The sequence below is a fragment of the Burkholderia sp. Cy-637 genome (assembly GCF_011753175.1).
Classification (GTDB): Bacteria; Pseudomonadota; Gammaproteobacteria; order Burkholderiales; family Burkholderiaceae; genus Burkholderia; species Burkholderia gladioli.
The window spans coordinates 1-23,468 of record NZ_VWWC01000029.1 but is presented as its reverse complement, the minus strand read 5'-3'; the positions used below and the strand labels follow the sequence as shown (position 1 = coordinate 23,468).

General features: G+C 69.9%; 21 protein-coding genes. 16 read left to right on the top strand and 5 right to left on the bottom strand.

What is annotated here, in order from left to right:
* The 9 genes from F3J10_RS11180 (at position 1) to F3J10_RS11140 (ending at position 9,710) form a co-directional block, all read left to right on the top strand.
* Positions 1 to 1,437, top strand: coding sequence for a heavy metal sensor histidine kinase (locus F3J10_RS11180; protein WP_025098950.1), 1,437 nt, complete (start codon positions 1 to 3; stop codon positions 1,435 to 1,437).
* A 534-nt stretch (positions 1,438 to 1,971) separates the two neighbouring features.
* Positions 1,972 to 2,337 (top strand): hypothetical protein, encoded by a 366-nt coding sequence (locus tag F3J10_RS11175; protein ID WP_052409058.1) that lies wholly within the window; start codon positions 1,972 to 1,974, stop codon positions 2,335 to 2,337.
* A gap of 25 nt (positions 2,338 to 2,362) precedes the next feature.
* Positions 2,363 to 2,833 carry a hypothetical protein gene (locus tag F3J10_RS11170; RefSeq protein ID WP_167242087.1) on the top strand — a complete coding sequence of 157 codons (471 nt, stop codon included), beginning with the start codon at positions 2,363 to 2,365 and terminating at the stop codon, positions 2,831 to 2,833.
* Positions 2,830 to 3,495, top strand: a complete 666-nt coding sequence (locus tag F3J10_RS11165) for a hypothetical protein (protein ID WP_025098953.1) — start codon at positions 2,830 to 2,832, stop codon at positions 3,493 to 3,495. Before F3J10_RS11170 ends, F3J10_RS11165 begins: the two co-directional genes overlap by 4 nt.
* Before the next feature lie 23 nt (positions 3,496 to 3,518).
* Positions 3,519 to 4,958 carry a cell wall anchor protein gene (locus tag F3J10_RS11160; RefSeq protein ID WP_167242086.1) on the top strand — a complete coding sequence of 480 codons (1,440 nt, stop codon included), beginning with the start codon at positions 3,519 to 3,521 and terminating at the stop codon, positions 4,956 to 4,958.
* Between the two features lie 119 nt (positions 4,959 to 5,077).
* Positions 5,078 to 5,788, top strand: coding sequence for a C39 family peptidase (locus F3J10_RS11155; RefSeq protein ID WP_025098955.1), 711 nt, complete (start codon positions 5,078 to 5,080; stop codon positions 5,786 to 5,788).
* Positions 5,789 to 5,794: 6 nt separating this feature from the next.
* Positions 5,795 to 6,622, top strand: a complete 828-nt coding sequence (locus tag F3J10_RS11150; RefSeq protein ID WP_025098956.1) for a hypothetical protein — start codon at positions 5,795 to 5,797, stop codon at positions 6,620 to 6,622.
* Positions 6,623 to 6,798: 176 nt separating this feature from the next.
* The gene (locus F3J10_RS11145) at positions 6,799 to 8,223 is read left to right on the top strand and encodes a hypothetical protein (protein WP_167242085.1); all 1,425 of its coding nucleotides are present in this window, start codon (positions 6,799 to 6,801) and stop codon (positions 8,221 to 8,223) included.
* Positions 8,224 to 8,243: 20 nt separating this feature from the next.
* Entirely contained in the window at positions 8,244 to 9,710 is a 1,467-nt protein-coding gene (locus F3J10_RS11140) for a sigma-54 dependent transcriptional regulator (RefSeq protein ID WP_167242084.1), read from the top strand.
* Positions 9,711 to 9,765: 55 nt separating this feature from the next.
* On the opposite strand, the gene F3J10_RS11135 is transcribed toward F3J10_RS11140, so the two are convergent.
* Positions 9,766 to 11,232, bottom strand: coding sequence for a sensor domain-containing diguanylate cyclase (locus F3J10_RS11135; protein WP_025098959.1), 1,467 nt, complete (start codon positions 11,230 to 11,232; stop codon positions 9,766 to 9,768).
* A 110-nt stretch (positions 11,233 to 11,342) separates the two neighbouring features.
* Complete coding sequence (gene pcaQ / locus F3J10_RS11130) at positions 11,343 to 12,332, bottom strand: pca operon transcription factor PcaQ (protein WP_167242083.1); 990 nt, start codon at positions 12,330 to 12,332, stop codon at positions 11,343 to 11,345.
* Between the two features lie 102 nt (positions 12,333 to 12,434).
* Here pcaQ and pcaH point away from each other — a divergent pair, with 102 nt between their 5' ends.
* Together pcaH and pcaG are read left to right on the top strand one after the other, a co-directional pair.
* A complete protein-coding gene (pcaH, locus tag F3J10_RS11125) occupies positions 12,435 to 13,139 on the top strand; it encodes a protocatechuate 3,4-dioxygenase subunit beta (RefSeq protein ID WP_025098961.1) in 705 nt (234 codons plus the stop codon).
* Between the two features lie 2 nt (positions 13,140 to 13,141).
* A complete protein-coding gene (gene pcaG / locus F3J10_RS11120; protein WP_167242082.1) occupies positions 13,142 to 13,732 on the top strand; it encodes a protocatechuate 3,4-dioxygenase subunit alpha in 591 nt (196 codons plus the stop codon).
* Positions 13,733 to 13,851: 119 nt separating this feature from the next.
* Here the strand turns inward: pcaG and F3J10_RS11115 are convergent, their stop codons facing one another.
* Positions 13,852 to 15,030, bottom strand: coding sequence for a serine hydrolase domain-containing protein (locus F3J10_RS11115; protein WP_167242081.1), 1,179 nt, complete (start codon positions 15,028 to 15,030; stop codon positions 13,852 to 13,854).
* A gap of 268 nt (positions 15,031 to 15,298) precedes the next feature.
* On the opposite strand from F3J10_RS11115, the gene F3J10_RS11110 reads away from it, so the two are divergent.
* The 3 genes from F3J10_RS11110 to F3J10_RS11100 all read left to right on the top strand — a co-directional run bounded on the left by F3J10_RS11110 (position 15,299) and on the right by F3J10_RS11100 (position 18,079).
* Positions 15,299 to 15,628, top strand: a complete 330-nt coding sequence (locus tag F3J10_RS11110) for a hypothetical protein (RefSeq protein WP_167242080.1) — start codon at positions 15,299 to 15,301, stop codon at positions 15,626 to 15,628.
* Positions 15,629 to 15,787: 159 nt separating this feature from the next.
* Entirely contained in the window at positions 15,788 to 17,371 is a 1,584-nt protein-coding gene (locus F3J10_RS11105; protein WP_167242079.1) for an NYN domain-containing protein, read from the top strand.
* A 21-nt stretch (positions 17,372 to 17,392) separates the two neighbouring features.
* A complete protein-coding gene (locus F3J10_RS11100) occupies positions 17,393 to 18,079 on the top strand; it encodes a hypothetical protein (protein WP_167242078.1) in 687 nt (228 codons plus the stop codon).
* Positions 18,080 to 18,104: 25 nt separating this feature from the next.
* On the opposite strand, the gene F3J10_RS11095 is transcribed toward F3J10_RS11100, so the two are convergent.
* Together F3J10_RS11095 and F3J10_RS11090 are read right to left on the bottom strand one after the other, a co-directional pair.
* Positions 18,105 to 19,253, bottom strand: coding sequence for a putative zinc-binding metallopeptidase (locus F3J10_RS11095; RefSeq protein ID WP_167242077.1), 1,149 nt, complete (start codon positions 19,251 to 19,253; stop codon positions 18,105 to 18,107).
* 94 nt (positions 19,254 to 19,347) lie between these two features.
* Positions 19,348 to 20,574 carry a DUF2252 family protein gene (locus F3J10_RS11090; protein ID WP_025098967.1) on the bottom strand — a complete coding sequence of 409 codons (1,227 nt, stop codon included), beginning with the start codon at positions 20,572 to 20,574 and terminating at the stop codon, positions 19,348 to 19,350.
* Positions 20,575 to 20,997: 423 nt separating this feature from the next.
* Here F3J10_RS11090 and F3J10_RS11085 point away from each other — a divergent pair, with 423 nt between their 5' ends.
* Together F3J10_RS11085 and F3J10_RS11080 are read left to right on the top strand one after the other, a co-directional pair.
* Positions 20,998 to 21,453: a MarR family transcriptional regulator gene (locus F3J10_RS11085; RefSeq protein ID WP_025098968.1), complete on the top strand. Its 456-nt coding sequence runs from the start codon at positions 20,998 to 21,000 to the stop codon at positions 21,451 to 21,453.
* The coding region (locus F3J10_RS11080; RefSeq protein WP_240155519.1) for an FUSC family protein at positions 21,450 to 23,468 on the top strand (2,019 nt) is incomplete at its 3' end. The genes F3J10_RS11085 and F3J10_RS11080, both read left to right, overlap by 4 nt.

Genomic DNA, 23,468 nt, shown 5'->3' with positions numbered 1-23,468 from the left:
ATGAAACGTTCGATTTCGCTGCGCCTGTCGGTGATGTTCGGCATCACCTCGCTGCTGGTGTTCTCGCTGATCGGCATCGGCCTGTTCGCGATGATGGAGCGGCAACTGTTCGCCGAGCTGCGCGCCACGCTGGAGACGCGCGCCAAGGTGGCCGAGATGATCGTCTCGCACGCCACCACCGCCGCGCGCTGGCACATCACGCAGGAAAAGCTCACCGACCTGCAGCCGCTGGACGGCTCCACGCGCTACATCGTCGCCAGCGAGGATCCGGCCTTCCGGCTCGGCACGCCGATCGACGGCGAGCCGGTGGGCATGCCGATCGGCGCGTTCCAGCTGGTGCACTGCGTGGGCAGCAGCTACAACGTGATGACGCGCACCACGGTGATCCCGACCAATGGCGTGCGCCCCGAGCTGACCCTGATCGTGGCCGCGACCTGCGACCGGACCCAGAAGATGCTGCGCTTCATCGCGCTGACGCTGGCCGGGCTGATCGGCGCGGCCACCGTGATCGCGCTGCTGCTGAGCCGCGCGGTGACGCGCTTCGGGCTCGAACCGCTGGCGCGGCTCTCGAAGGAGGCCGCCGCGCTGAGCCCGGCCAACCGCAAGCAGCGCCTGCAGACCGATGCGCTGCCCAGCGAGCTGCACGACCTGGCCAGCTCGTTCAACGGCGCGCTGGAGCGCATCGAGCACGCCTACGACCGGCTCGAGTCCTTCAATGCCGACGTGGCGCACGAGCTGCGCACGCCGGTCAGCATCCTGATCGGCCAGACCCAGGTGGCGCTCAGCTCGCGCGATCGCAGCGTGGAGCGCATGCAGCGCACCCTGCAGTCGAACCTCGAGGAGTTCGAGCGGCTGCGCGTGATCGTCAACGACATGCTGTTCCTGTCGCGCAGCGACCGCGGCGAGCGCGCCACCAATCTCAGCGACGTCTCGCTGGCCATCGAGGTGTCGCGCATGCTCGACTTCCTGGAGGTCTCGCTGGAGGATGCGCAACTGCGCGCCGAGCTGACGGGCGACGCGCGCGCCAGCGTCGATACCTCGCTGTTCGGCCGCGCGATGACCAATCTGCTGATCAATGCGATCCAGCATTCGCGGCCCGGCGACACGATCCGCGTGAAGATCCGCGCCGCGGAGGAGCAGGTGGTGATCGCCGTGTCGAACCCGGGCACGCCGATCGATCCCGCCGTGCGCGCGCACATGTTCGAGCGCTTCTACCGGCTCGAGGAAGCGCGCAGCAACAGTAACGAGAACCACGGGCTGGGCCTGTCGATCGTCAAGGCGGTGGCCGACATGCACGGCGGTTCGGTGTTCGTGGCCTGCGACGAGGGCTGGAATACCTTCGGCTTCTCGGTGATGGCGCGCCCCGCCGCCACGCCGGCCGACGCGCGCTCGCCGCTCAAGGGCTTGCCGCACAACGCGGCGCTGCGGCCTTCCTGAGCCGCTGTCGATCCCCGCGCCGATGACAGCGCGGCGGCTTGCCGATCGGCGAGCCGCCGCGTTTTTTCATGCCGGGCCTTTTCAAGCCGGGCGTGCCGCGCGTCGCGCCGCCTCGCCTCGGCGGCCCTGCGTGGTTTCCCCGATTCCTCAGCCCTTTCCTTACGATTTGGCAACAGCGCGTTTAACAATCGTTTCCTCGCTGATACGTTCAGGCGCGCCCCGTGGCGCCGCGCCAAGCCTTGCCCCGGGTTCGTCGTCTCCCCGTGAAAGCCTCGACCCGCGCGGATTCTGCGGCGCTTCTACGAACCATTCGGAAAGACTTGTCGGCCGTGTCCGAGCCGCCGGCGACACGAACCGGGCCGGCTCGTGTCGCGTCGGCGACGTCGCGGCCCCTGCCGTGTTACGCCGCTGATACGTTTTCGCACGCCACCCCCGTGCGCCGCGCCGCCCATCTCGACATCGACCCAGCAACGGCGCGCCTCTCGCGCCGCTGGCACGCTATTCGCTGAATGTCTCGCACAACGGAGAACCGCGATGCCTGCCCTGAACCGCCACCTCTGCCTGATGCTCACCGCCGCGCTGCTCGCCCTGGCCTCGATCCCGGCCGCGCAGGCGCAGGTGATTCCGCTGGCCGCCGCGATCGGCGACGAAGCCGCGCCGGAGATGTTCGCCGGCCTGCGCGAGCTGCCGCTCGACGAGACCACGCTGGCCGCCCAGCGCGGCCGCGCGGCCGGCATGACGATGATGGTCTCGGCCTCGCCGACGATGCTGGCCGGCGCCGGCAACCACGTCACGCTGTGGGACGAACTCGCGCCGCCGGCCCTGCCCTCGCCGCTGCCGATGCCGGCCGACGCGCCCCGCCCGATGCAGGGCAACAGCCTCACCCTGACGCGCCGCTGATCCGGCCCGCCGCGAGGACATCGCCATGAACCGCTCGACCCTCTCCCTGCTTGCCGCGCTGGCCACGCTCAGCTGCGCGGCAGGCAGCGCGCAAGCCCAGCAGGTGCAGAACCCCGGCGACATCATCGTGCTGCGCACGGTCACGCCGCGCATCGCCTACCGGCCGGTGCCGGTCGAGCAGGATCCGGTGGCGGTGCGCGCCACCACCTTCCCGGCCAATACCTTCGATCCGATGATGGCCAACGTGGTCTCCGATCTCGACCTGACCAATGCGCGCGGCTCGGTGGGCGTCGTCACCGGCACGGTCGGCAATACCAACGCGACGGTGGCTGCCGTCACCCAGGTGCTGACCTCCGACCTGGCCGGCCCGATCGGGCGCGGCAACGCCGGCGTGATGGTGCCGACCGCCGGCCTGGGCGGCCTGGGCAACACCATCTCGACCACCATCACCGGCGCGATCTCGCCGCTGGTCACGGCACTGGGAGCGATCAAATGAGCCGCCGCCCTTCAAGCGCCTTCGCATCGAACGATCGTTTCGTCATCCGAATCGTTTTCGATGCTCGCGCCATGCTGGTCTGCGCGCTGGTCGCGGCCGCAATGCCGCAGGCCCGGGCGCAGGCGGTGCCCGACGTGTCCGGCACCGCCGTGATCGGCGCCAACGCGGCGCGCGGCATCAGCGGCGTGCTGAGCATCAACGAAACGGCCGGGCTCGACAACGCCCAGGCCAACCAGCTCGCGATCGGGATCGGCTCGGCGGCCGGTGCAGGCGTGTCCTCGCTGCAGGCGGCCGGCGCCGCCGCGCATACCGGCGACACGAGCGTGCGAATCGAGGGCGGAGCCCTCTCAAACCTGTCCGGTGCGGCGATGGTGAATCAAAGCGCGGGCAGCGCGAATCTTCAGCGCAACAGCATGGCCATCGGCACGCTGGGCGTTGGGATCGAGGCCGTTTCGGACAGCGAACTGTCCGAAACGGCTCCGAAGGCTGGAGGCCTGGGAATACCGGCGGGGGGCCGGGATAGGCGGGATGTGTCGATTAGCGGCGACGCATTCAAGCATATCAGCGGAATCGTACAAGTCAACCAGACAGCCGGCGCCGGTAACTCCACGGCAAATAGTTTTGTGCTCCGTCCCCCGGCGGGCACGCTTTTTATCAACTAGCCACTTCTGTATCGGAGCGCATCATGAAACGCACTGTCATTGCAGCCGCGGTTCTCGCATCGGCGGCCACTGGCTCGGTCCACGCAGCAGACGCTTTCCTCTACAACGTCACCGGGGTCACCGAGGCGGTCGGCATCTTCGGCTTCGTCGGCCTGTATGGCGCGGTCGGCGTATCGAGCACGGCCGGCGCCGTGATCAACAACAACCAGGCGGTCTCGCTCAACCATGTGTCGCTGGAGCCACTGTATCAGAGCTATACGCAGGGGGCGATCACCACTTCGGTCAACAACGTGACCTCGAAGACGAGCGATACGGGCAGCGCCGGCTACTCCGTCGGACAGGGCTCGTCCTTCAATGCTTCACTGCGGACCAATTCGTCGCAATCCTCGTCGCGCAGTGGCAGCAGCTGGATCGCCGGCGGCTCGGACAGCAGCATGAGTTCCCATCAGAGCGTAACGGCCAATCAATCCGCGAGCCTGCATCAGTCGGCCAATACCGGTGGCTCCGCCTTCATCGCCGGCGGTGCCGCGGGTGCATCGGGCTCGAGCCAGTCGGCCTCGGCCAGTGGCTATTTCCTGCCGGTCCTGTTCGGCTTCTTTGCAGGCGGCAGCACCTCGCAAAGCTCGAGCGGCTACATCGCCGGCGCAGCGGGTGCGGTCTGGGGCGGAAACGCGTACAACAACGCATCGAGCAATGCGCATCAGCATGCCGACATCACCACCAACAGCACCACGCACAGCTCGGGCGATCAATGGATCGCCGGCGCCAGCACCAGCCAATCGCAATCGTCGTCGAACTCGTCGATTTCGGCGCGGCAGAATTCGTCGGCATGGCACTCGACGTTCTGGGTGTACAACAACGACTACGAGTCGACGAACATGGCAACGACCGGCAGCGTGACCTATGTCACCGACACCCGGCAAGCCGGCACGCTGACCGCCACCACCGGCAACAGCGCCGCCACCGGCGTGAAGGGCAACCTCGGCGTCAACATCGCGCAAGGCATCGACAACGCGCAGAGCAACGACGTGGCGCTGGCTTCGGTCGATGTCGGCAACGTGTTCGGCAATGCGCAGATCTTCAGCAACCAGTCGTCGACGGGCCACGCGCGCATCGACAACTTCGTGCTGAACGCCTCGATCGGCGACGGCTCGCTCGCACAGGTGTCGGGCAACGTCGGCGTGAACGTCGCATCGGGTATCGGCAACGTGCAAAACAACAGCCTCGCCGGCTCGATGACGACGGTTGACGCGGCGCATGCCCGGACCGTCGCGATGGTCGCCACCGACGACAACACGCAGATCGCCAACGCCCAAGTCAACGGCCGCTTCGTCGGCACCGCGATGCTCGGCGCCAACACCCTCACCGGCGCCACGGGCAACATCGGCGTGAACATCGCCGGCGGCGCGGGCAACCTGCAGCACAACGGCCTGGCCATCGCAGCACTGAACAGCGGTCACTGATCGCTGCCACGACGTCCCGCATCGGCCATCACGGCGGCGCGGGACGTCGCCTTGTGCTGTTCGTGCCAGTCGCATCGCCGCGCTCGTTGCACCGCGCGGCAGTCTCGGGGGAGACACCCATGTCAGCGGTATCCGATCATTGGCCGGCACGGCTCGTCGCCTTGTGCGCGTGCTGGGCCCTGGTGCCGTCAGCCGCCGCGCAAGCCAGCGTGGAAACGCTGCCGTTTGCCGGCGTGCCGCTGCACAAGCCGGTGCACTCGATGTACGAGCTGCGTCATCGCGACATCGTCAACCAGCAATTCGATTTCAGTTGCGGCTCGGCCGCGCTCGCCACCCTGCTCAAGTACGGCTACGGGATCGATATCCCCGAGGCCGAGATGATCGCCCGGATGATGGAGTTCTCCACCCCCGAGGTGGTCGTCAAGCACGGTTTCTCGATGCTCGACATGAAGAAGTTCGTCGAGACGCTCGGCCTGCGCGGCCGCGGCTTCCGGGTCGGCACCGAAGCGCTCTACCAGTTGCAGATCCCCGTCATCGTGCTGATGAACATCGACGGCTACGAGCACTTCGTGATCGTCAAGCGCGCCGCCGAAGGCCGCATCTTCCTCGCCGATCCCGCGCTCGGCAACCGCATCGTGTTCGAGCAGGACTTCGCGAAGTCCTGGAACGGGCTGGTGTTCGCGGTGGTCGGCAAACCCTTCAGGGAGGATTCCCCACTGCTGCAAAACAACGAATCGCTGGCGCTGAAACTGCGCGAACAGGCGCTGTCCACCGGCTCCGCCGCGATTCCGTTCGTCGAGTACGGCTTGATCAAGGCAGACCTGTTCTGACCCATCATGAATCGCTCACTCTCGTTCCTGCGCGATGCGGCCTGTGCGGCCGCCTGCGCACTCACCGGCAGCGCCGCCCTGGCTGTCTCGCCCGCCGGCATGTCGCTGCCGTTCGCGGGCGAGCCGGGCGCCGCGGCGCTGCCGGTCGTCGCGGTCGACGACGACGTGCTGGCTCGTCAGACCGGCAAGTTCGCCGACGCGACGATGATCTCCGGCGTGGTCGTCAACCTGCTCTCGCAATGGCAGTTGCCCAACGGCGCGCTGGCGGTCGCCCAGGGCACCCTCAACATCGTCGCCAATGCCGCCAACCAGCTCTCCGCGCAGGTGCAGACGCTGGCCAGCGTGGTCGGCGGCGACAACGCCGGCCCCTCCGGCGCCCAAGCCGGCAACGGCGCGAGCGGCGGCCAGTCGATCCGCGTCAACGGCGTCTCGCAGGTCACCCAGGTGGCCGGCAACGGCAATGCCGGCAACAACGGCATGTCGATCGACTTCGGCTCGAACGGCCAACTGCTCACCATGCTGGCCGGCGCGAGCAACGCGCCCTCGGCCAGCGCGTCCAATGCCGACGGCTCGATCCGCGCCGCCATCTCGTTCGGCGCCAACGGCGTGACGCTCGCGCTCAACACGCCGGCCGGCCTCGCCACCCAGACCATCGCGCCGGCCGCGGCCGCCCAGGCCGGCTCGATCGCCCAGCTGCTGCAGATCACCGGCAACCAGCAGGTCGTCTCCAACCAGTTGCAACTGCAGTTGCGCACGCAACAGATGTCGGCCGGCGCGCTGCGCCAGGCCGGCGTGCTGCAGGCGCTGCAGGCCGCCTTCCCGGTGAGGAAATGAGGCGGCGCGCAAGCCGCTGAACGATCGATAACGATGGCGCCCGCGTGCAGACCCGCGCGACGGACGCCGATGACAGCACAAGGGATGTGCCGCGCCTTTTGCCGCCGGGCGATTGCCCCGGCGAGCGGCACGCCGAACTCGCTTCCTGACATAAACCATACCCGGGGGGGTAGACCATGAAGGCCACATCGTTACCGCGTCACGCACTCGCGGCCATTCCGGCCGCGGTGCTGTTGTTCGCCATCGCGAGCAGCGTCGAGGCGCAATCGCTCGCGAACCAGTCGATCGAGGATCGGCTCAACACGCTGATGAAGCTGGTCGATGCGCAGCAGCGCAAGATCCAGTCGCTGGAAGCCCAGGTGATCGACCTGGAGATGGCGCAGCGCGGGCGCGGCTTGTCCGACGCGCCGGCGGGCACCGTCACGCTCGCCCAGGTGACGCCGCTGTCGCCCGCGCCGGGCGACGGCACCGGCACGGCCACCGGCGTGCCGGTGATACCGCCCGCCTCCGGCGCCGGCGGCTCCGGCGCGTCGAGCGGCTCGAATGGAGCAGGCTCGGGCGGCGGCGGCTCGCGTGCCGGCGCCAATGCCGGCGCGCCCGCGCCGGGCACCATCGGCACCGACAACCGCGCCGCCGAGCCGGTGCGCACCGAGGCCGAGAACGCCGTGGTGCAGCGCGAGCACGCACCGCTGTTCGACCACAAGCTGACGATCGACTGGGGCATCAACGACACCTACTACGATCGCCGGCAACTGCAGTTGTCCGGCTTCCTCGCGCTCGACGCGATCTTCCTGGGCAACCTGAACCTCGGCCAGACCAAGTCGCACCAGCTCTCCAGCGACGTCGACGTGCGCTACGGGCTGACCAGCCGCATCAACGTCGACGTCGACGTGCCCTATGTCTACCGCACCAGCAGCTTCATCGTCGGCGGCGCGGGCGGCGCGGCCAGCACCTTGTCCGATGCGAGCGGCACCTCGCACGCGCTGGGCGACGTCAACTTCGGGATCTACTACCAGTTCCTGAAGGAGACGCAGAACCTGCCCGACGTGGTCGGCAGCCTGCGCGTGAAGGCACCCACCGGCACCTCGCCGTTCGGCATCAAGCTGCGCCAGATCGATCCGAACAACACCAACCTGGTCGCCCCCGACACGCTGCCCACCGGCACCGGCTTCTGGAGCATCACGGCCGGCATGTCGGTACTGAAGACCTACGATCCGATCGTGCTGTTCGGCAGCCTGTCCTACACCTACAACGTGGCGCGCTCGTTCTCCGACATCTCCTCGGTGGTCGGCCAGACGCAGCCGGCCAAGGTCAAGCTCGGCGACATCGTGCAGATCGGCGGCGGCGTGGCGCTGGCCTTCTCCGAGCGCGATTCGGCCAGCATCGCCTACACGCTCGCCTTCGAGCCGGAAACCAAGACCCAGGCGCCGGGCGAATCGTGGCAGAAGGTGCCGGGCAGCCAGACCACCGCGTCGACGCTGAACTTCGGCCTCAACCACGTCTTCAACAAGCACCTGACGATGAATGCCTCGGTGGCGGTCGGCCTCACGCCGGACGCGCCGAACTTCGTGGTCGGCGTGCGTTTCCCGTACACGTTCTGATCGTCGCGCCGGAGCCCATCGTGCACGAATCCCGCGTTCCTCCCGGCGTCATCGCCGCCGATTTCTCCCGGCGCCGCCGCGCCGCCACCGAGACGGCCGAGGGCGCGCGCGCCCTGGTCTACCTGGCACGCCGGCCCGATCCGGTGCTGGTCGCCTTCCTGTCCCAGCACGGCTGGAGCGTCAGCCTGGCGGCCTCGCCGGCCGAGTTCGCGCGCCGGCCCGCGCCTCGGCGCGCGCAGGCGGGCATCGTGGCGCTCGACGACCTGGCGGACGACGAACTGGCCGCGCTCGACGGCGCCCTGCGCTGCCCGGCCACCGCCTGGATCGCGCTGGCCGAGGCGGCCGGTTTCGACCGGCCCGAGGTGCGGCGGCTGGTGCGCCATTACTGCTTCGACTACCTGAAGTCGGGCGCCCCGCCCGCCACGCTCGACCTGCTGGCACGCCACGCCTACGGCATGGCCCGGCTCGACGAACCCGCGGCACAGGATGCGGGGCCGGCCGGCGCGAGCCCTGGCGGCAAGGCCGATGCCGGCCAAGCTGGCGGCGGCGAGATGGTCGGCACCTGCGAGGCGATGCAGGCGCTGTTCCGCACCATCCGCAAGGTGGCCAATACCGACGCGAGCGTGTTCATCGCCGGCGAATCGGGCACCGGCAAGGAGCTGACCGCGCTGGCGATCCACGAACGCTCGGCGCGCCGCCAGGCGCCCTTCGTGCCGATCAACTGCGGCGCGATCCCGCCGGCGCTGCTGCAATCGGAGCTGTTCGGCTACGAGCGCGGCGCCTTCACCGGCGCGACCCAGCGCAAGATCGGCCGGATCGAGGCCGCGCAGGGGGGCACCCTGTTCCTCGACGAGATTGGCGACATGCCGCACGAGAGCCAGGCGAGCCTGCTGCGTTTCCTGCAGGAAGGCCGCATCGAGCGGCTCGGCGGGCGCGAGTCGATCGCGGTCGACGTGCGCGTGCTGTCGGCCACCCATGTCGACCTGGACGCCGCGATGCGCGAGGGACGCTTCCGCACCGACCTGTTCCACCGGCTCTGCGTGCTGCGCATCGACGAGCCGCCGCTGCGCGCGCGCGGCGGCGACATCGAGGTGCTGGCACGCCATGTCCTGCAGCGCTTCGACGCCGACGGCGGCGGCCGGATCCGCGGCTTCTCGCCCTGTGCGATCGACGCGATGTACCGCTATGCCTGGCCCGGCAACGTGCGCGAACTGATCAACCGGATCCGCCGCGCGATGGTGATGGCCGAGCATCCGGTGCTGTCGGCCGAGGATCTCGATCTCGGCGACTACGCCGCGCAGGCGCCCCGCACGCTGGCCGAGACGCTCGAGGCGGCCGAGCGGCAGGCGCTCGACGCGGCCATGCGGCGCCACGGCGAGGACCCGGTCGCGACGGCGGCCGAACTCGGCATCGCGCTGCCGCGGCTGGCGGAACTGCAGCAGCGGCACCGGCTCGACACGAGCCTCGGCACCGCGCTGGGGCATTGAAGGGAAAACGAGGCCGGAGCCGGCCTCGAAGAGAAAGACGACGCGCTCGCGCCGCTCAGGCCATCTCGGCCTCGAACACGCGGTTGCGCCCGCTGGCCTTGGCGCGATACAGCGCCTGGTCGGCCGCGTCGATCACCACCGCCACGTTGGTCGGGTAACCGGCATCGGGGCGCCAGGTCGCCACCCCCACGCTGACCGTCACGTAACCCGACTCGGCGCCGGCATGCTCGATCCCGAGCTGGCGCACCGAATCGCGGATCCGCTCGGCCACGGTGCGTGCGCCGGCGCTGTCGGTATCGGGCAGCACCACCACGAACTCCTCGCCGCCGTAGCGCGCCACCACGTCGTGAGAGCGCAGCGCCTGCTGGGCGATGCGGGCCGATACCGAGGCCAGCACCTCGTCGCCGAGCGTGTGCCCGTATTCGTCGTTGTAGCGCTTGAAGTGGTCGATATCGACGAACAGGATCGCCAGCGGCCGCCTCGCACGCACCGCGCGGCGCCATTCGCGCTCGAGCGAGGCATCCAGCGAGCGCCGGTTCGGCAGCCCGGTCAGGCTGTCGGTGCCGGCCAGGCGCGCCAGCGCGGCCTCGGCCTCGGACTTGCGCCACAGCGAATGGGCCAGGAACGCGCTCAGCACCACGAAGGCGATGCCGAAGGCGCCGGTCAGGATCCCGAAGCGCCAGGCGCGGCGGCGCCATTCGGCATAGACGTCCTGCTCGGCCACCGCCACCTGCACGATCACCGGCAGCCGCGGCAGGCGCTGGAACAGGTAGCTGCGGCGCACGCCGTCGATCGAGGCGGTGTCGACGAAGGAGCTGCCGCCGCTGAGCATCCGCGTATAGGGGCCGGTGCCGCGCAGGTCGCGGCCGATCAGGGTGGCGTCGCTGGGCGCGCGCATGATCAGGCGGCCATTGGTGTGGATCAGCGCGATCGCACCGTGCGGGCCCAGCGTGAGCCCGGCGAACAGGCGCCGGAAATACTCGAGCCGCACCGATAGCACCACCACCCCGGCGAACTTGCCGTCCGGGCCGTTCAGGCGCCGCGACAGCGCGATGCTGGGATCCTCGCCGTGCAGCACCGTCGCGTAGGGGCTGCTGACGAACAGGCCGGCATCGGGATCGTCGCGCTGCACGGAGAAGAAATCGCGGTCGTCGAAGCGCTCGTCGCCGGTGTCGATATCGTTCGAGGACAGCGTCATGCGCCCGTTCGCGTCGAGCACGTAGATGCCGCCGATGTCGTTGGCCGCTGCCGCGCGATCGAACAGCAGGCGCCGCCGCATGCCGACCGGCAAGCCCGCCAGCGCCGGGTCGCGCAGGCCGGCCGCGACGCCCTGCAGGACCAGGTCGTCGATATGGAGGCTGCGCGCCACGTCGCGCTCGATCATCAGCAGGGTGTTGCGCGCCCCGTCCTGCGCGCGTTCGAATGCGTCCACGCGGCTGTCCCGAAGGATCGCCGCGCAGATCGTCATCATCACCAGGGCGATCGCGACGCCGCCCGCGATCACCAGATATCCCAGCGGCATCCGGGGCGACGGATCTCTCCATCCGCGCCGTCCGGCAGTACTGTCATCCATCGTTGTCGTGCGGACCGCCGAGCGGAGCGGTATCCGTGAAGTGTGCCGAGCGGCCATTATCACCGATGCGGCGCCGCGGAACCACGTCGATTGCGGGTTCCCGTACGTCGTGTCGCGAAACGCGCGAAACGATCGCGCGCAACATTGCGCACCGCGTCAATCAATGCCTGCGCGGCGGGCGACGGGCGCGCGTCGGTGCGCAGGATCAGCCCCACCAGCTCGTCGGCGCCCTCGGCCGGCAACGCCAGGCGCACCAGGGTGCGGGCGGCCAGGTCGTATTCGGCCGCATATCGCGGTACGAACCAGACGGCATCGTTTTCAAGCGCCAGCGCGCGGCCCACCGAGACCGACAGCACTTCGACGAAGGCTTCCAGCGGCGGCGCCCCGCAGGCGGCCAGCATCTGCTCGGCCGACTGCCGGATCAGGGTGCCGTAAGGCGGCACCACCACCGGATAGCGGCCCAGTTCGCCGGCCGGCGCGGGCTGGCCGGCCAGCGGATGGCCGGCGCGCACCAGCGCCACCAGCGGCTCGTTGTAGAGCTGCTCGAAGGACAGGCCGATCATGCGCTCGGGCTCGGAGAGCCGGCCGATCGCGCATTCGATCTCGCCCGACTTGAGGCGCTCCAGCAGCCGCGCGTTGGGATCGGTCGCGATCCGCACGATCACGCGCGGCAGCCGGGTGGTCAGCGCCTTCATCACGGCCGGCGCGAGCGAGGCGGCCACGGTCGGCAGCATGCCGATCTCGAGCGTGGCGGCCGCCTCGCCGCTCTCGCCGGCCAGCAGGCCCACGCCCTGGCGCAACGCCAGCACGCAGGCGCTCGCGTGGGGCAGGAACAACTGGCCCTCGCGGGTCGGCCGGGCGCCCTGCCGGCCGCGCTCGAACAGCTTCACGCCGAGCAGCGACTCCAGCTCGGCAATCGTCTTCGAGACCGCCGGCTGCGTGATCGACAGGCTTTCGGCAGCCTTCTGCACGCCGCCCAGCTGGGCCACGGCCAGGAAACACTGCAGGTGCCGGAACTTGACCCGGCCGTCGGCGATACGGTTTTCCATAACGTCTGGTTATACGAGATAAGACGAAACGTCATTTTGCATAACTTTCGCTCTTGGCTAAAGTCTCGTCATCCCCGCCAATACCAGACAGGAGACACCGCGATGGACGATTCCATCCTCAGCCCGCGCGACTGGCCCTCGCATCCCGCCTATGTGCACCCCGAATACCGTTCCTCGATCAAGCGCGGCCCGACGCAGCCGCTGGTGCCGCTCAAGGAGAAGCTGCGCAACCAGTTCGTGCCGGTCTACGGCACCGACGACCTCGGCGCGCTCGACCACGACCTGACGCGCAATGCCGTGAAGAACGGCGAGCCGCTGGGCGAGCGGATCATCGTCACGGGCCGCGTGCTCGACGAGGGCGGCAAGCCGGTGCGCAATACCCTGGTGGAGATCTGGCAGGCCAATGCCGCCGGCCGCTACGTCCACAAGGCCGACCAGCACGACGCGCCGCTCGACCCGAACTTCCTCGGCGCGGGCCGCTGCCTGACCGACGACCAGGGCCGCTACCGCTTCCTGAGCATCAAGCCCGGCGCCTATCCCTGGGGCAACCACCCGAACGCCTGGCGCCCCAACCACATCCATTTCTCGCTGTTCGGCGATTATTTCGGCTCGCGCCTGGTCACCCAGATGTACTTCCCGGGCGACCCGCTGCTGCAATACGACCCGATCTTCCAGGGCACGCCGGAACAGGCGCGCGATCGCCTGGTGTCGCGCTTCACGCTCGACGTCACCGAGGAAGGCTACGCGCTCGGCTACGAATTCGACATCGTGCTGCGCGGCCGCGACGCCACCCCGATGGAGCGCTGATCATGACGACGCTGAAACAGACCCCTTCCCAGACCGTCGGCCCCTACTTCGCCTACGGCCTCTGCCCCGAGCAGTACAACTTCGACATGAAGAGCCTGTTCTCGCCCGATATCGCCGAGCCGCACGCGGCGGGCGAGCAGATCGTGCTGATCGGCCAGGTGTTCGACGGCGACGGCAAGACCATCCTCGACGCCATGCTGGAATTCACCCAGGTGGACGCGAGCGGCCGCTTCCCGGCCTCGCGCGCCGAGGCGGCGACGAGCGGCTTCACGGGTTTCGCGCGGGTCGGCACGGGCACCGATGCGCAGCATCGCTTCGTGGTGCGCACCGTCAAACCGGCCGCCACCGCCGCCGGCGCGCCGCATGTGGACGTCACGGTGATGATGCGCGGCGTGCTCACGCATGCCTTCACGCGCCTCTACTTCGACGACGAATCGGCCGCCAACGCGGCGGACCCGGTGCTCGAGACGGTGCCGGCGGCGCGCCGCCCGACCTTGATCGCGCGTCGCGAGAGCACGGCGAACGGCGTGAGCGTCTATCGCTTCGACATCCGCATGCAGGGCGAGCAGGAAACGGTGTTCTTCGATCTGTGAAGCCGGCATGACCGGCCGGCGTAGCCGGCTCGGCAAGGCAATGAAGGCCGGGGCTGATGTCCCGGCCTTTTTTCGTGCGCCGGCGCAGGCTGGGGGCGGCCCCAGCCATGCCGTGCCGCTCAGCGCGCGTAGATGGCGTCGCGCAAGGCGATCGTCAGCGGGCCCGACATGCCCTCGTAGGCGGTATTGGTGAGCAGCAGCACGCTGAGCCCCAGCGCGCGGTCGATGAACCAGGAATGGCCATAGACGCCGCCCCATTGCAGCGTGCCGGCGTGCTGCGGGGTACCGGCCGCGGCCGGATCGTCGAGCACCGCGCTCAGGTAGCCGAAGCCCCAGCCGGGGCCGCGCGTCTCGGCGCCGGCGCCGGCCTGGTCGCGGCGCGCCGCGTCGGCCAGCGCCTCGGGCAGGAAACCGGGATTGGCGCGGATCGCCTCGAGCGCGCGCAGGACGTCGTCGGCCGAGCCGTACATGCCGGCGCCGCCCGAGGGATAGGCGCCCGGCTCGAACACCCGCGAGGGCGCGAAACGCACGGCCGCGCCGTGTCCTTCCGGCAGCGGCACCTCGATGCCGTCGCGCATGCGCACCGGCTCCGGCTGGCTGTCGTGGTAAGGCACGGCGAAGCGCTCGGGCTCCGCCGAGACGAAACCGCAATCGCGCATGCCGAGCGGCTGGGCGACCAGCGACGCCACCGCCGCGGCCAGCGGCTGCCCGGTGGCGCGCTCGACCACCGCGCCGAGCACGTCGAGCGCCAGCGAGTACTGCCAGCCGCTGCCCGGCGCGAAGGCCAGCGGCGCCGAGGCGAGGCGGCGCAGGTTTTCGTCGAGATCGAAGTCGCGCAGGTCGATGCCGTCCGAGATGCCGAGCCGGTCGTACACGGAGCCGGCGCCCTCGAGCAGCCAGTAGCCGAGCCCCGACGTGTGCGTGAGCAGGTGGTGGATCGTGACGATCGGCTCGCTGCCGTCGGCCAGCCGCGGCCGGAATTCGGGCAGCCAGCGCGTGACCGGCGCGTCGAGCGCGAGTTCGCCGCGCGCCACCAGCCGCAGCACCGCCAGCGCGACGATCGGCTTGGTCACCGAGGCGAGCCGGAACAGCGTGTCCTCGCGCATCGGCCGACCTGCCTCGCGATCGGCCAGCCCCTGGGCGCGGCGATACAGGATCTCGCCGTGCCGCGCGACGATCGCCACCGCGCCGACCAGGCGCCGTTCGCGCAGCGCCTGGTCGAACACGGCATCGAGACGCGCGGCCAGCGAGGCGGCATCGAGGGAGAAAGCGGTCGGGTCGAGCGAGGCAGCGGTCATGGCGAGGTCCGATGGCGGAAAATCCCGATTCTAGACAGAGCGGCCCCGGCTTGCACCGGGCTTGCGTTCGCCCCCGCGCCGCCGATACAGTCACGCTTCGGGCTCGACGCCGCCTGGCTGCCGGCTCGCGGTCGATTTCCCCCGGGCGCCGCTTGCCTGTCGTGCTTGCCCGCGGTGCGAGTCCGCCGCGCTGGTCCACCAGCCACCGGCGTTTATCCGCTTGTCGCCGGCTGTTTATCCGCTTCCCGTCCCGCCTGACATTGCCCTCATGCCCGCCTCCTCCAGCTTCGCCCAAGCCGCCACCGCCACCGACCTGATCGCGCTCGGCACGCTCGCGCTGCTCTACCTGCTCGGCCTGGGCTGGGCCGGCTGGCACGCGCTGCGCGCCACGCGCGGCCGGCTCTACTGGGTGGCCTGCCTCGCGCTGATCGCGGCCGGCACGCTGGCGGCGGTATTCGCGCGCCCCGACACGCCCGACAGCGGCGAGATGCCGGCCGGCTTCGCGCTGGGCGTGATGGTGAGCTTCGCGGGCCTGGCCGCGACCACGGCCGGCTGCGCCTGGCAGGCGATCCGCCGGCTGCGCGAGCCGCGCGCCTGAGCACGCGCAGGCAGCAACCGACGCGCGACGCGCGCCCCGCTCGACGGCCGCTTTCGGCCGGCCTTTTTCACCCGCGCGCGGTCATCGCCCACCCAAGCCCGCTATCATGTGCGCAATTTCAGCGCTCGCCGGTTCGGCGAGCCTACGGTTGGAGAACTCATGGCCTTGCCTCAGGACAGCGTCAACATGGCGCTCTTTTGCGACTTCGAAAACATCGCGCTCGGCGTGCGCGACACGAAGTTCGAGAAATTCGACATCAAGCCGGTGCTCGAGAAACTGCTGCTCAAGGGCAGCATCGTGGTCAAGAAGGCCTATTGCGACTGGGATCGCTACAAGACCTTCAAGGGCGCCATGCACGAGGCGAGCTTCGAGCTGATCGAGATCCCGCACGTGCGCCAGTCGGGCAAGAACTCGGCCGACATCCGGCTGGTGGTCGACGCGCTCGATCTTTGCTACACCAAATCGCATGTCGATACCTTCGTGATCATCAGCGGCGACTCGGATTTCTCGCCGCTGGTCTCGAAGCTGCGCGAGAACGCCAAGCGCGTGATCGGCGTGGGCGTGAAGAACTCGACCTCGGACCTGCTGGTCGCCAACTGCGACGAATTCATCTTCTACGACGACCTCGCCCGCGAACTGCAGCGCGCCCAGGCCAAGCGCGAGTCGCGCGCTGGCGCCGACAGCGGCAAGCGCGCGGCAGACGACAAGCAGCGCAAGCAGGACGGCGACGCGCGCAAGCTCGAGGCGATCACCATCGCTGTCGAGACCTTCGACGCGCTCGCCTCCGAGCGCAGCGACAGCGGCAAGATCTGGGCCTCGGTGCTCAAGAGCGCGATCAAGCGGCGCAAGCCGGGTTTCAACGAGACCTACTACGGCTTCCGCGCCTTCGGCAACCTGCTCGACGAGGCGCAGGCGCACGGGCTGCTGGAGATCGGCCGCGACGAGAAGTCGGGCACCTATGTGTCGCGTCCGGCCCAGGGCGCGGCGGCCGAGCCGGGTTTCGGCGCGGAAGCGGCGAAGGCCGACGAGGCGCTCGGCGGCAGCGAAGCCCCGGCAGCGGCACCGCAGCAGCCGGCGCGGCATGGCGGCGGCTCGCGTCATCGCGACCAGAAGGAGCACAAGCAGCAGAAGGAGCGCCGCGTGCACCAGGACGGCGGCCGTCGCCAGGAAAGCGAGGCGGAGGCCGAAGCGCTCGCCCAGCCGGTGCAGGCCGAGGCGAAGCGCGAAGCGCGGCACGACGGCGAGCGCCGCCACGCCAACAAGCGCGACGAAGGCAGGCACGGCAAGGGACGCGGCTCGCGCAAGCCGGAGCAGATGCCGCTGATCGAGGACGCGCCGGCCCACGAAGCGTCCGCGCCGGCCGAGCCGGTGGTGGTCGAGAGCACGCCGGCCATGCCGGACGAAGTGGTGCCGGCCTTCGCCGATCACGCCGACGACCTGCCGGCGGCGACGCAGGCCGACGAAGCCCCGGCCACGGCCACGGCCGCCAAGTCGACCCGCGCGAAGAAGACGCCGGCTCGCGCACGCAAGGTAGCCGCGAAGAAAACCGCGGCCGCGGCGGTGGAAACGAATGCCGCGGCCGAAACCGCGGCGCCGGAGGACCTGTTGTCCGGCACGGGCGAAGCGGCGGCCGACGACGAGGCGGCACCGGCCGCGCCTGCCAAGCGCGCCCGCGCCACGCGCAGCGGCACCACGCGGGCACGCCGCCCGCGCGGCACGGCCGGGACCGGCAACGAGTCCTGAGATCGGCGCGGCGGCTCGGGCATGATCGACGACGCCACGCTCGGCGTCCTGCGCGAGGAATGCGCGGCCTGCTTCGGCACGGCCGCCGTCTGGCCGCTGGTCGAGCAGGCCTATCGCGAGCCGCAGCGCCATTACCACACGCTCGCGCACCTGGCCGAGCTGTTCGAGCAGCTCGCGCCCTACCGCGACGCGCCACATCGGCTGGCGATCGAGCTGGCGGCCTGGGCGCACGACATCGTCTACGCCACCACGCTTGCCGATTACGCCGACAACGAAGCGCGCAGCGCCTCGTGGCTGGCCGCGACGGCGGCGGCGCTGTGCCCGCCCGCCTGGCAGCGCGAGCATGCCGACGCGCTGCGCTTCGCCTGCGAACTGGTGCTCGCCACCAAGTCGCATCGGCTGCCGGCTTCGGCGCTTGCCGATCCGTCGCGCCGGCAGGCGGCCGCGCTGTTCCTCGATGCCGACCTGGCGATCCTGGCCGCGACGCCCGAGCGCCTGCTGGCCTACGACCGCGAGATCGCGCTCGAATGGGGGCAAACGCCCGCGGCGCCTTCGGCGCCGTTCCGTGACGGCCGGCTTCGGGCGCTGATGCAGCTACGCTCGCAAACGCCGCTGTTCCTGTCCGATGAATTCGCGCCGCTCACGACGCTGGCGCATGACAACCTCGATCGGCTGATTCGCCTTTACTCTCCCCGCTCCGGCGACTGACTCGCCCGGCGCCCGGCGACTCCGTTCAGGAGGTCGATCCGCCCGGCTTTCCCGCCGCCTCGTCGCGTACCTCCTCGCTGCCGGCCGCCCGCGCGCCGCTCGCCTCGTCCGGCGCCGCCTCGCGCGTCGCGCTGATCACGTGGTGCACGAAGCGCAGCTTGGCCACCACCGCCGGCGACAGCGCGAACGGATAGGCATCGGCCACGCCCATGCTGCGATTCAGGCTGTTCAGCGCATAGGTCAGCGGAAACCAGCGCCGCATCAGGTTGCCGAAGCTGGCCTCGTCGACCGAGGTCTGGTCGTCGAGATGCGGCAGGCTGTCGTCGTCGGGATCGAGCACCAGCCCGCAGGCATTCGCGGTATCGAGCGTGTCGACCATGTGCAGGTAATGCGCCCAGGTTTCGGCCCAGTCCTCCCAGGGATGCATGCTCGCGTATTCGCTGATGTAGCTGTCCTCCCAGCCCGCCGGCGCGCCGTTCTGGTAATGCGCGTCGAGCGCGGCCTGGTAGTCGGCGCGCTCGTCGCCGAAACGTTCGCGAAAGGCTTCCTGCCAGGCGCTGCCGACGATCAGGCGATCGAAGTAGTAATGGCCGATCTCGTGGCGGAAATGCCCGACCAGGGTGCGATAGGGCTCGTGCATGGCCGCTCGAACGCGCTCGCGCTCGGCATCGTCGGCCTCGGCCAGGTTGAGCGTGATCAGGCCATTGGCGTGGCCCGTCATCACCGGCTCGCTCTCGGTGGCCGCCTTGAAGGCGAAGCTCATGCCGCGCTCCGGCGCCAGCAGGCGCGATTCCACCGGCAGCCCCAGCATCGTCAGCGTGTAGACCAGGCGCCGCTTGGCCGCCTCGGTGCGATACCAGAGCGGGCGATTGTCCGGGTTGGAGAGGTCGGGAATGGTTTCCGTCAGCGCGCAGGACTCGCAATAGCTGGCCGGCGAATCGGCCGGGACCATCCAGTTGCAGACGTTCTCGACCGAATAGTTATGGCAGGGCCGGTAAAGCTGCCCGGCCACCGAGGGATGCAGGCTGCGCCACTGGCCCGAGGACGCGTCGATCTCGAACGCCCCCACCTCGCCCACCTCGGGCAGGTAGCCGAGCGGCGCCTCGCAGCGCTCGCAGCGCACGTTCTCGAAGAACACCAACTGCCCGCAGTTGCCGCAATGAAAGGTCTTCATCGATTTTCGTCCTTGCCTCGTCCTCGTCCTCGTCCTCGTCCTCGTCCGGTCCCGCCGCCGGCGGGCCGCTCGGCCGCTTCGCCGCCGGCCGTGCTCAGCGCTTGCCGGCACGCTGCGCCGCCACGCGGCGGCAGTGTTCGAGGTAGCCCACCTCATGATTGCCCATCAATTCGATCACGCTGCGCCACAGCCAGAACGGCGCGTCGATGGTCTTCGAGCGCCCCCGCTTCAGCTCCGCCAGCCAGCGCGTGCGGGTGGTGCTATCCATCTGCCGCGCATGGGCGAGGCCCACCACGTGCGCCAGGTAGCGCGCGATGCGCAGCGCCTCGGCCTCGTCGACGCTGCCGATCTCGAGCTTGAGGTCGGCCGGCAGCAGCTCGCGCACGATCACCGAACGCTCGGACAGCGTCGCCGCGCACATGCGGTTGCCGAGATAGGGCGAGAGATGGCGCGCGCCTTCCACCACGCGCTTGCCGTTGTCGCGCGGCATCTCGCTGTCGCGATAGCGCGGCGCCAGCGCCGTGGTGCCTTCCTTGATATCGACCAGGCACAGATCGTCGCCCTCGCTGGCGGCGCCGTCGACGTCGAGCAGCACCGCGTAGCGCAGCCGCCCCAGCGAGCTGCAGCCCTTGACCCAGTAGGCGGCGTCGAGCAGCTCGACATGCTCGGCCGGCCGGTTGCCGCGCAGGCCGACGGCCAGCTCGGCGATGGCGGGCGTGTCGACCAGCGAGGCGATGCCGCTCGACTCGGCACGCGACAGCGGCCAGAAGCGCTTGCCGAGCGGCAGCACCGGCTTCACGCCCATCAGCCGCTCGCGCGCCAGGTGTTTCCAGGTGCGCTCCAGCGCGGTGCGCATCACGATGCGCACCACGTCGGGCTTGGGGATCGCCGCGCGCTTGCGCTTGCCGGCGGCCAGCGCGTGCATGTAGCCCTCGTGCACCTGCTCGATGATGCGCGCCGTGACGATGCCCGGCAGGTCGGAGCTGCGCGCGGCGGTGGCCAGCGACAGGCTGAGCCGGATCAGGTCGTGCACCGGATTGCCGATCACGGTCTGGTCGAGATCGCGGATCTGGATCTCGATCTCCCCGGCATCGTTGGCCACCGGGCCGAGGTTGCCGGTATGGCAATCGCCGCAGATCCAGATCGCCGGCCCCTCGGGCAGCGTGCCGACCTTCGCGTCGGCCAGCCACTCGTAATAGCGGGCCGTGTTGCCGCGCACATAGGCGTGCACCGAGCGCGCCATCTTGCGGTTGCGGCGGATCGCCAGCGTCTGGGCACGCTGGCGCGGACGAACATAGGTGACGACCGGTGGCTTCTTCACGCGCACTCCTCGCGGCTCTCGGGGCTGAAGGAAATCCGGCCCGCTCGGGGCGCGGGCCGGCTGCAATCTCGAAATTTAAGCACATCCGACCCGATTCGAAAGTCGAGGCGCGGCTCGAATGCGCCGCAGCATGAAGCGCCGCCCTCGCCGGCCCGGCCGCCGGCCTGGATGGTGGGCGCGCCGCCACCGCCCGGATCATGCGGCGCAGCATGAAACGTGCCGCGTCGCGCCCGGGAAGCAATCGAATCGCCTCATGCTCGCGGCGGCGGACGACATCGGCATGACATCGAGCGCGCGCTACGCTGCCGGCTGCATCGATCGCATCGGCAGGCGCCGCCCGTGCCCTCCCCCTGACCGACTCGTAAAGCGTTTACCTCAAACCGATAGTTTGCTATCGAATGGAATTCCGATATCATCCGCCGGATGTCGAATCTCCATGCCCTGCGCCTGGCCGTCAGCAGCACCCTGGTCACCGCCGCCCGCAAGTGGCGCCGGACCAGCGACTCGCTGCTCACCGCCTACAACGTGTCCGAGGCCTGCGCCACGCCGCTCCTGATCGCCGGCCGGCTCGGCGAGGCGGTCCGCCAGGTCACGCTCGCCGAGCACGTCGGCATCGAGGGGCCCTCGCTGGTGCGGCTGCTCGACCAGCTCTGCGCGGCGGGCCTGGCGCGCCGCGACGAGGACCCGGCCGATCGCCGCGCCAAGACCGTCACGCTCACCGACGAGGGCCGCGCCGTCACGGCGAAGATGGAGGAAGACCTGCGCGTGCTGCGTGCGCGCGTGCTGAAGTCGGTCAGTCGCGCCGATCTCGAGGCCACGCTGCGAGTCCTGAACGCCTTCAACGACTCGGGCGATGCCGGCGATCGGGGCGCGCCATGACCTATCCGAGCCTGCGCGACTGGCTGTTCTCGGGCAAGACCTTCGCCGCCTCGATGCTGGCGCTCTACCTCGGCCTCTATTTCCAGTTGCCGCGCCCCTACTGGGCGATGGCCAGCGTCTACATCGTCTCGAATCCCTTCGTCGGCGCGACCCGCTCGAAGGCGCTCTACCGCGCGCTGGGCACCGCGCTCGGCGCCTCGGCCGCGATCCTGCTGGTGCCGCCCTTCGTCGAGACGCCCTTCCTGTTCAGCGTGATCGTGGCGCTGTGGACCGGCACCCTGCTCTACCTGGCGATGTCGGACCGCACCGCGCGCAGCTACGTGTTCCTGCTGGCCGGCTACACCATGCCGCTGATCGCGCTGCCCACCGTCACCGATCCGACCACGGTGTTCGACGTGGCGATCGCGCGCACCGAGGAGATCATCCTGGGGATCGTCTGCGCCAGCGTGGTGGGCAGCGCGATCCTGCCGAACCGGCTCGCGCCGACCCTGATCGAGCGCGCCGACGGCTGGTTCCGCGACGCCGCCTTCTACGGCCGCGAGACGCTCTCGGGCCACCTGGCCGGCAAGGCGCTGTCGGCCTGCCGGCAGCGCCTTGCCGCCACCCTCAACGCGCTGGAATTCCTGCTCAGCCAGCTCGGCTACGATCACGCCCATCCGCGCGTGCTGGCCCGCGCCGAGGCCCTGCACGGCCGCATGCAACTGTTCATGCCGCTGATGTCGGCGCTCGCCGATCCGCTGGTCGCGCTGATGCGCGAGCTCGAGAAACTACCGGCCGAGCTGGAATCGCTGCTGGCCGACGCGGCGCGCTGGTTCGACGCGCCGCTGCCGGCGCCGGCCGATGCCACGGGCGCGATCGCCGACCCGGTGGCGGACCGGCTGCGCGAGCGCATCGCCGCGCTGCAGCCGACCGGCGACGCGATGGTGAGCTGGGACGGCGCGCTGCTGTCGAACGCGCTGTGGCGGCTGCGCCAGGTGGTCGACGTGTGGCAGGACTGCCGCTCGCTGCGCGCCCTGATCGGCAACGAGGCCGGCGTCTGGCAGCCGCGCTACCGCCATTGGCGGCTGGGCGGCACCGAGCGCTTCTACGATCGCGGCATGATGCTGTTCTCCACGCTGACCGCGGGCGGCGCGATCGTGTTCGCCTGCTGGCTGTGGATCTCCTCGGGCTGGAACGACGGCGCCGGGGCGGTCACGCTGGCGGCGGTGGCCTGCTGCTTCTTCGCCGCGCTCGACGAGCCCGCGCCGCAGGTGTTCCGCTTCTTCCTGGCGACCTGCGCGAGCGTGGTGTTCGCGGGGCTCTACCTGTTCGTGGTGCTGCCGCACGTTCACGATTTCGTGATGCTGGTGCTGATCTTCGCCGGGCCCTTCATCCTGATCGGCACGCTGATCCCGCGCCCGCAGTTCAATCTCGTGACGATGCTGGTGGCCGTCAACACCGCCACCTTCATCAGCATCCAGGACGCCTACTCGGCCGACTTCCTGGTGTTCCTCAACAGCAATATCGCCGGTGTCGCCGGGCTGCTCTATGCCTTCGTCTGGACCCGCGCCACGCGCCCGTTCGGCGCCGAGCTGGCGGCGCGCCGGCTGCTGCGCTCGAGCTGGGAGGACGTCGCCAAGTCCGCCTCGCGCCAGCCGATCGCCGACCAGCGCAACCATGCCTCGCGCATGCTCGACCGCGTCACGCAACTGCTGCCGCGCCTGTCCGCGTCCGACGATCACCGCCATCCCTCGATCGAGACCTTCCGCGACCTGCGCGTCGCGCTCAACGCGCTCGACCTGCACCGCTCGCTGCGCCGCCTCGACGGCGACGTGCCCGAGGCGATCGACCGCGTGCTGGCCGGCGTAACCGCGCACTACACCGCCTGCGCCGAATCCAATGCGCGCCAGCCGGCCTCGCCGGCGCTGCTCGAATCGATCGACGACGCGCTCGACGCGGTCGCGATCCGCCACCTGATCGGCACCACGCAGCAGGGCACGCCGCCGCGCGGCGAGCCCGCCCCGGGCGATGCGCAA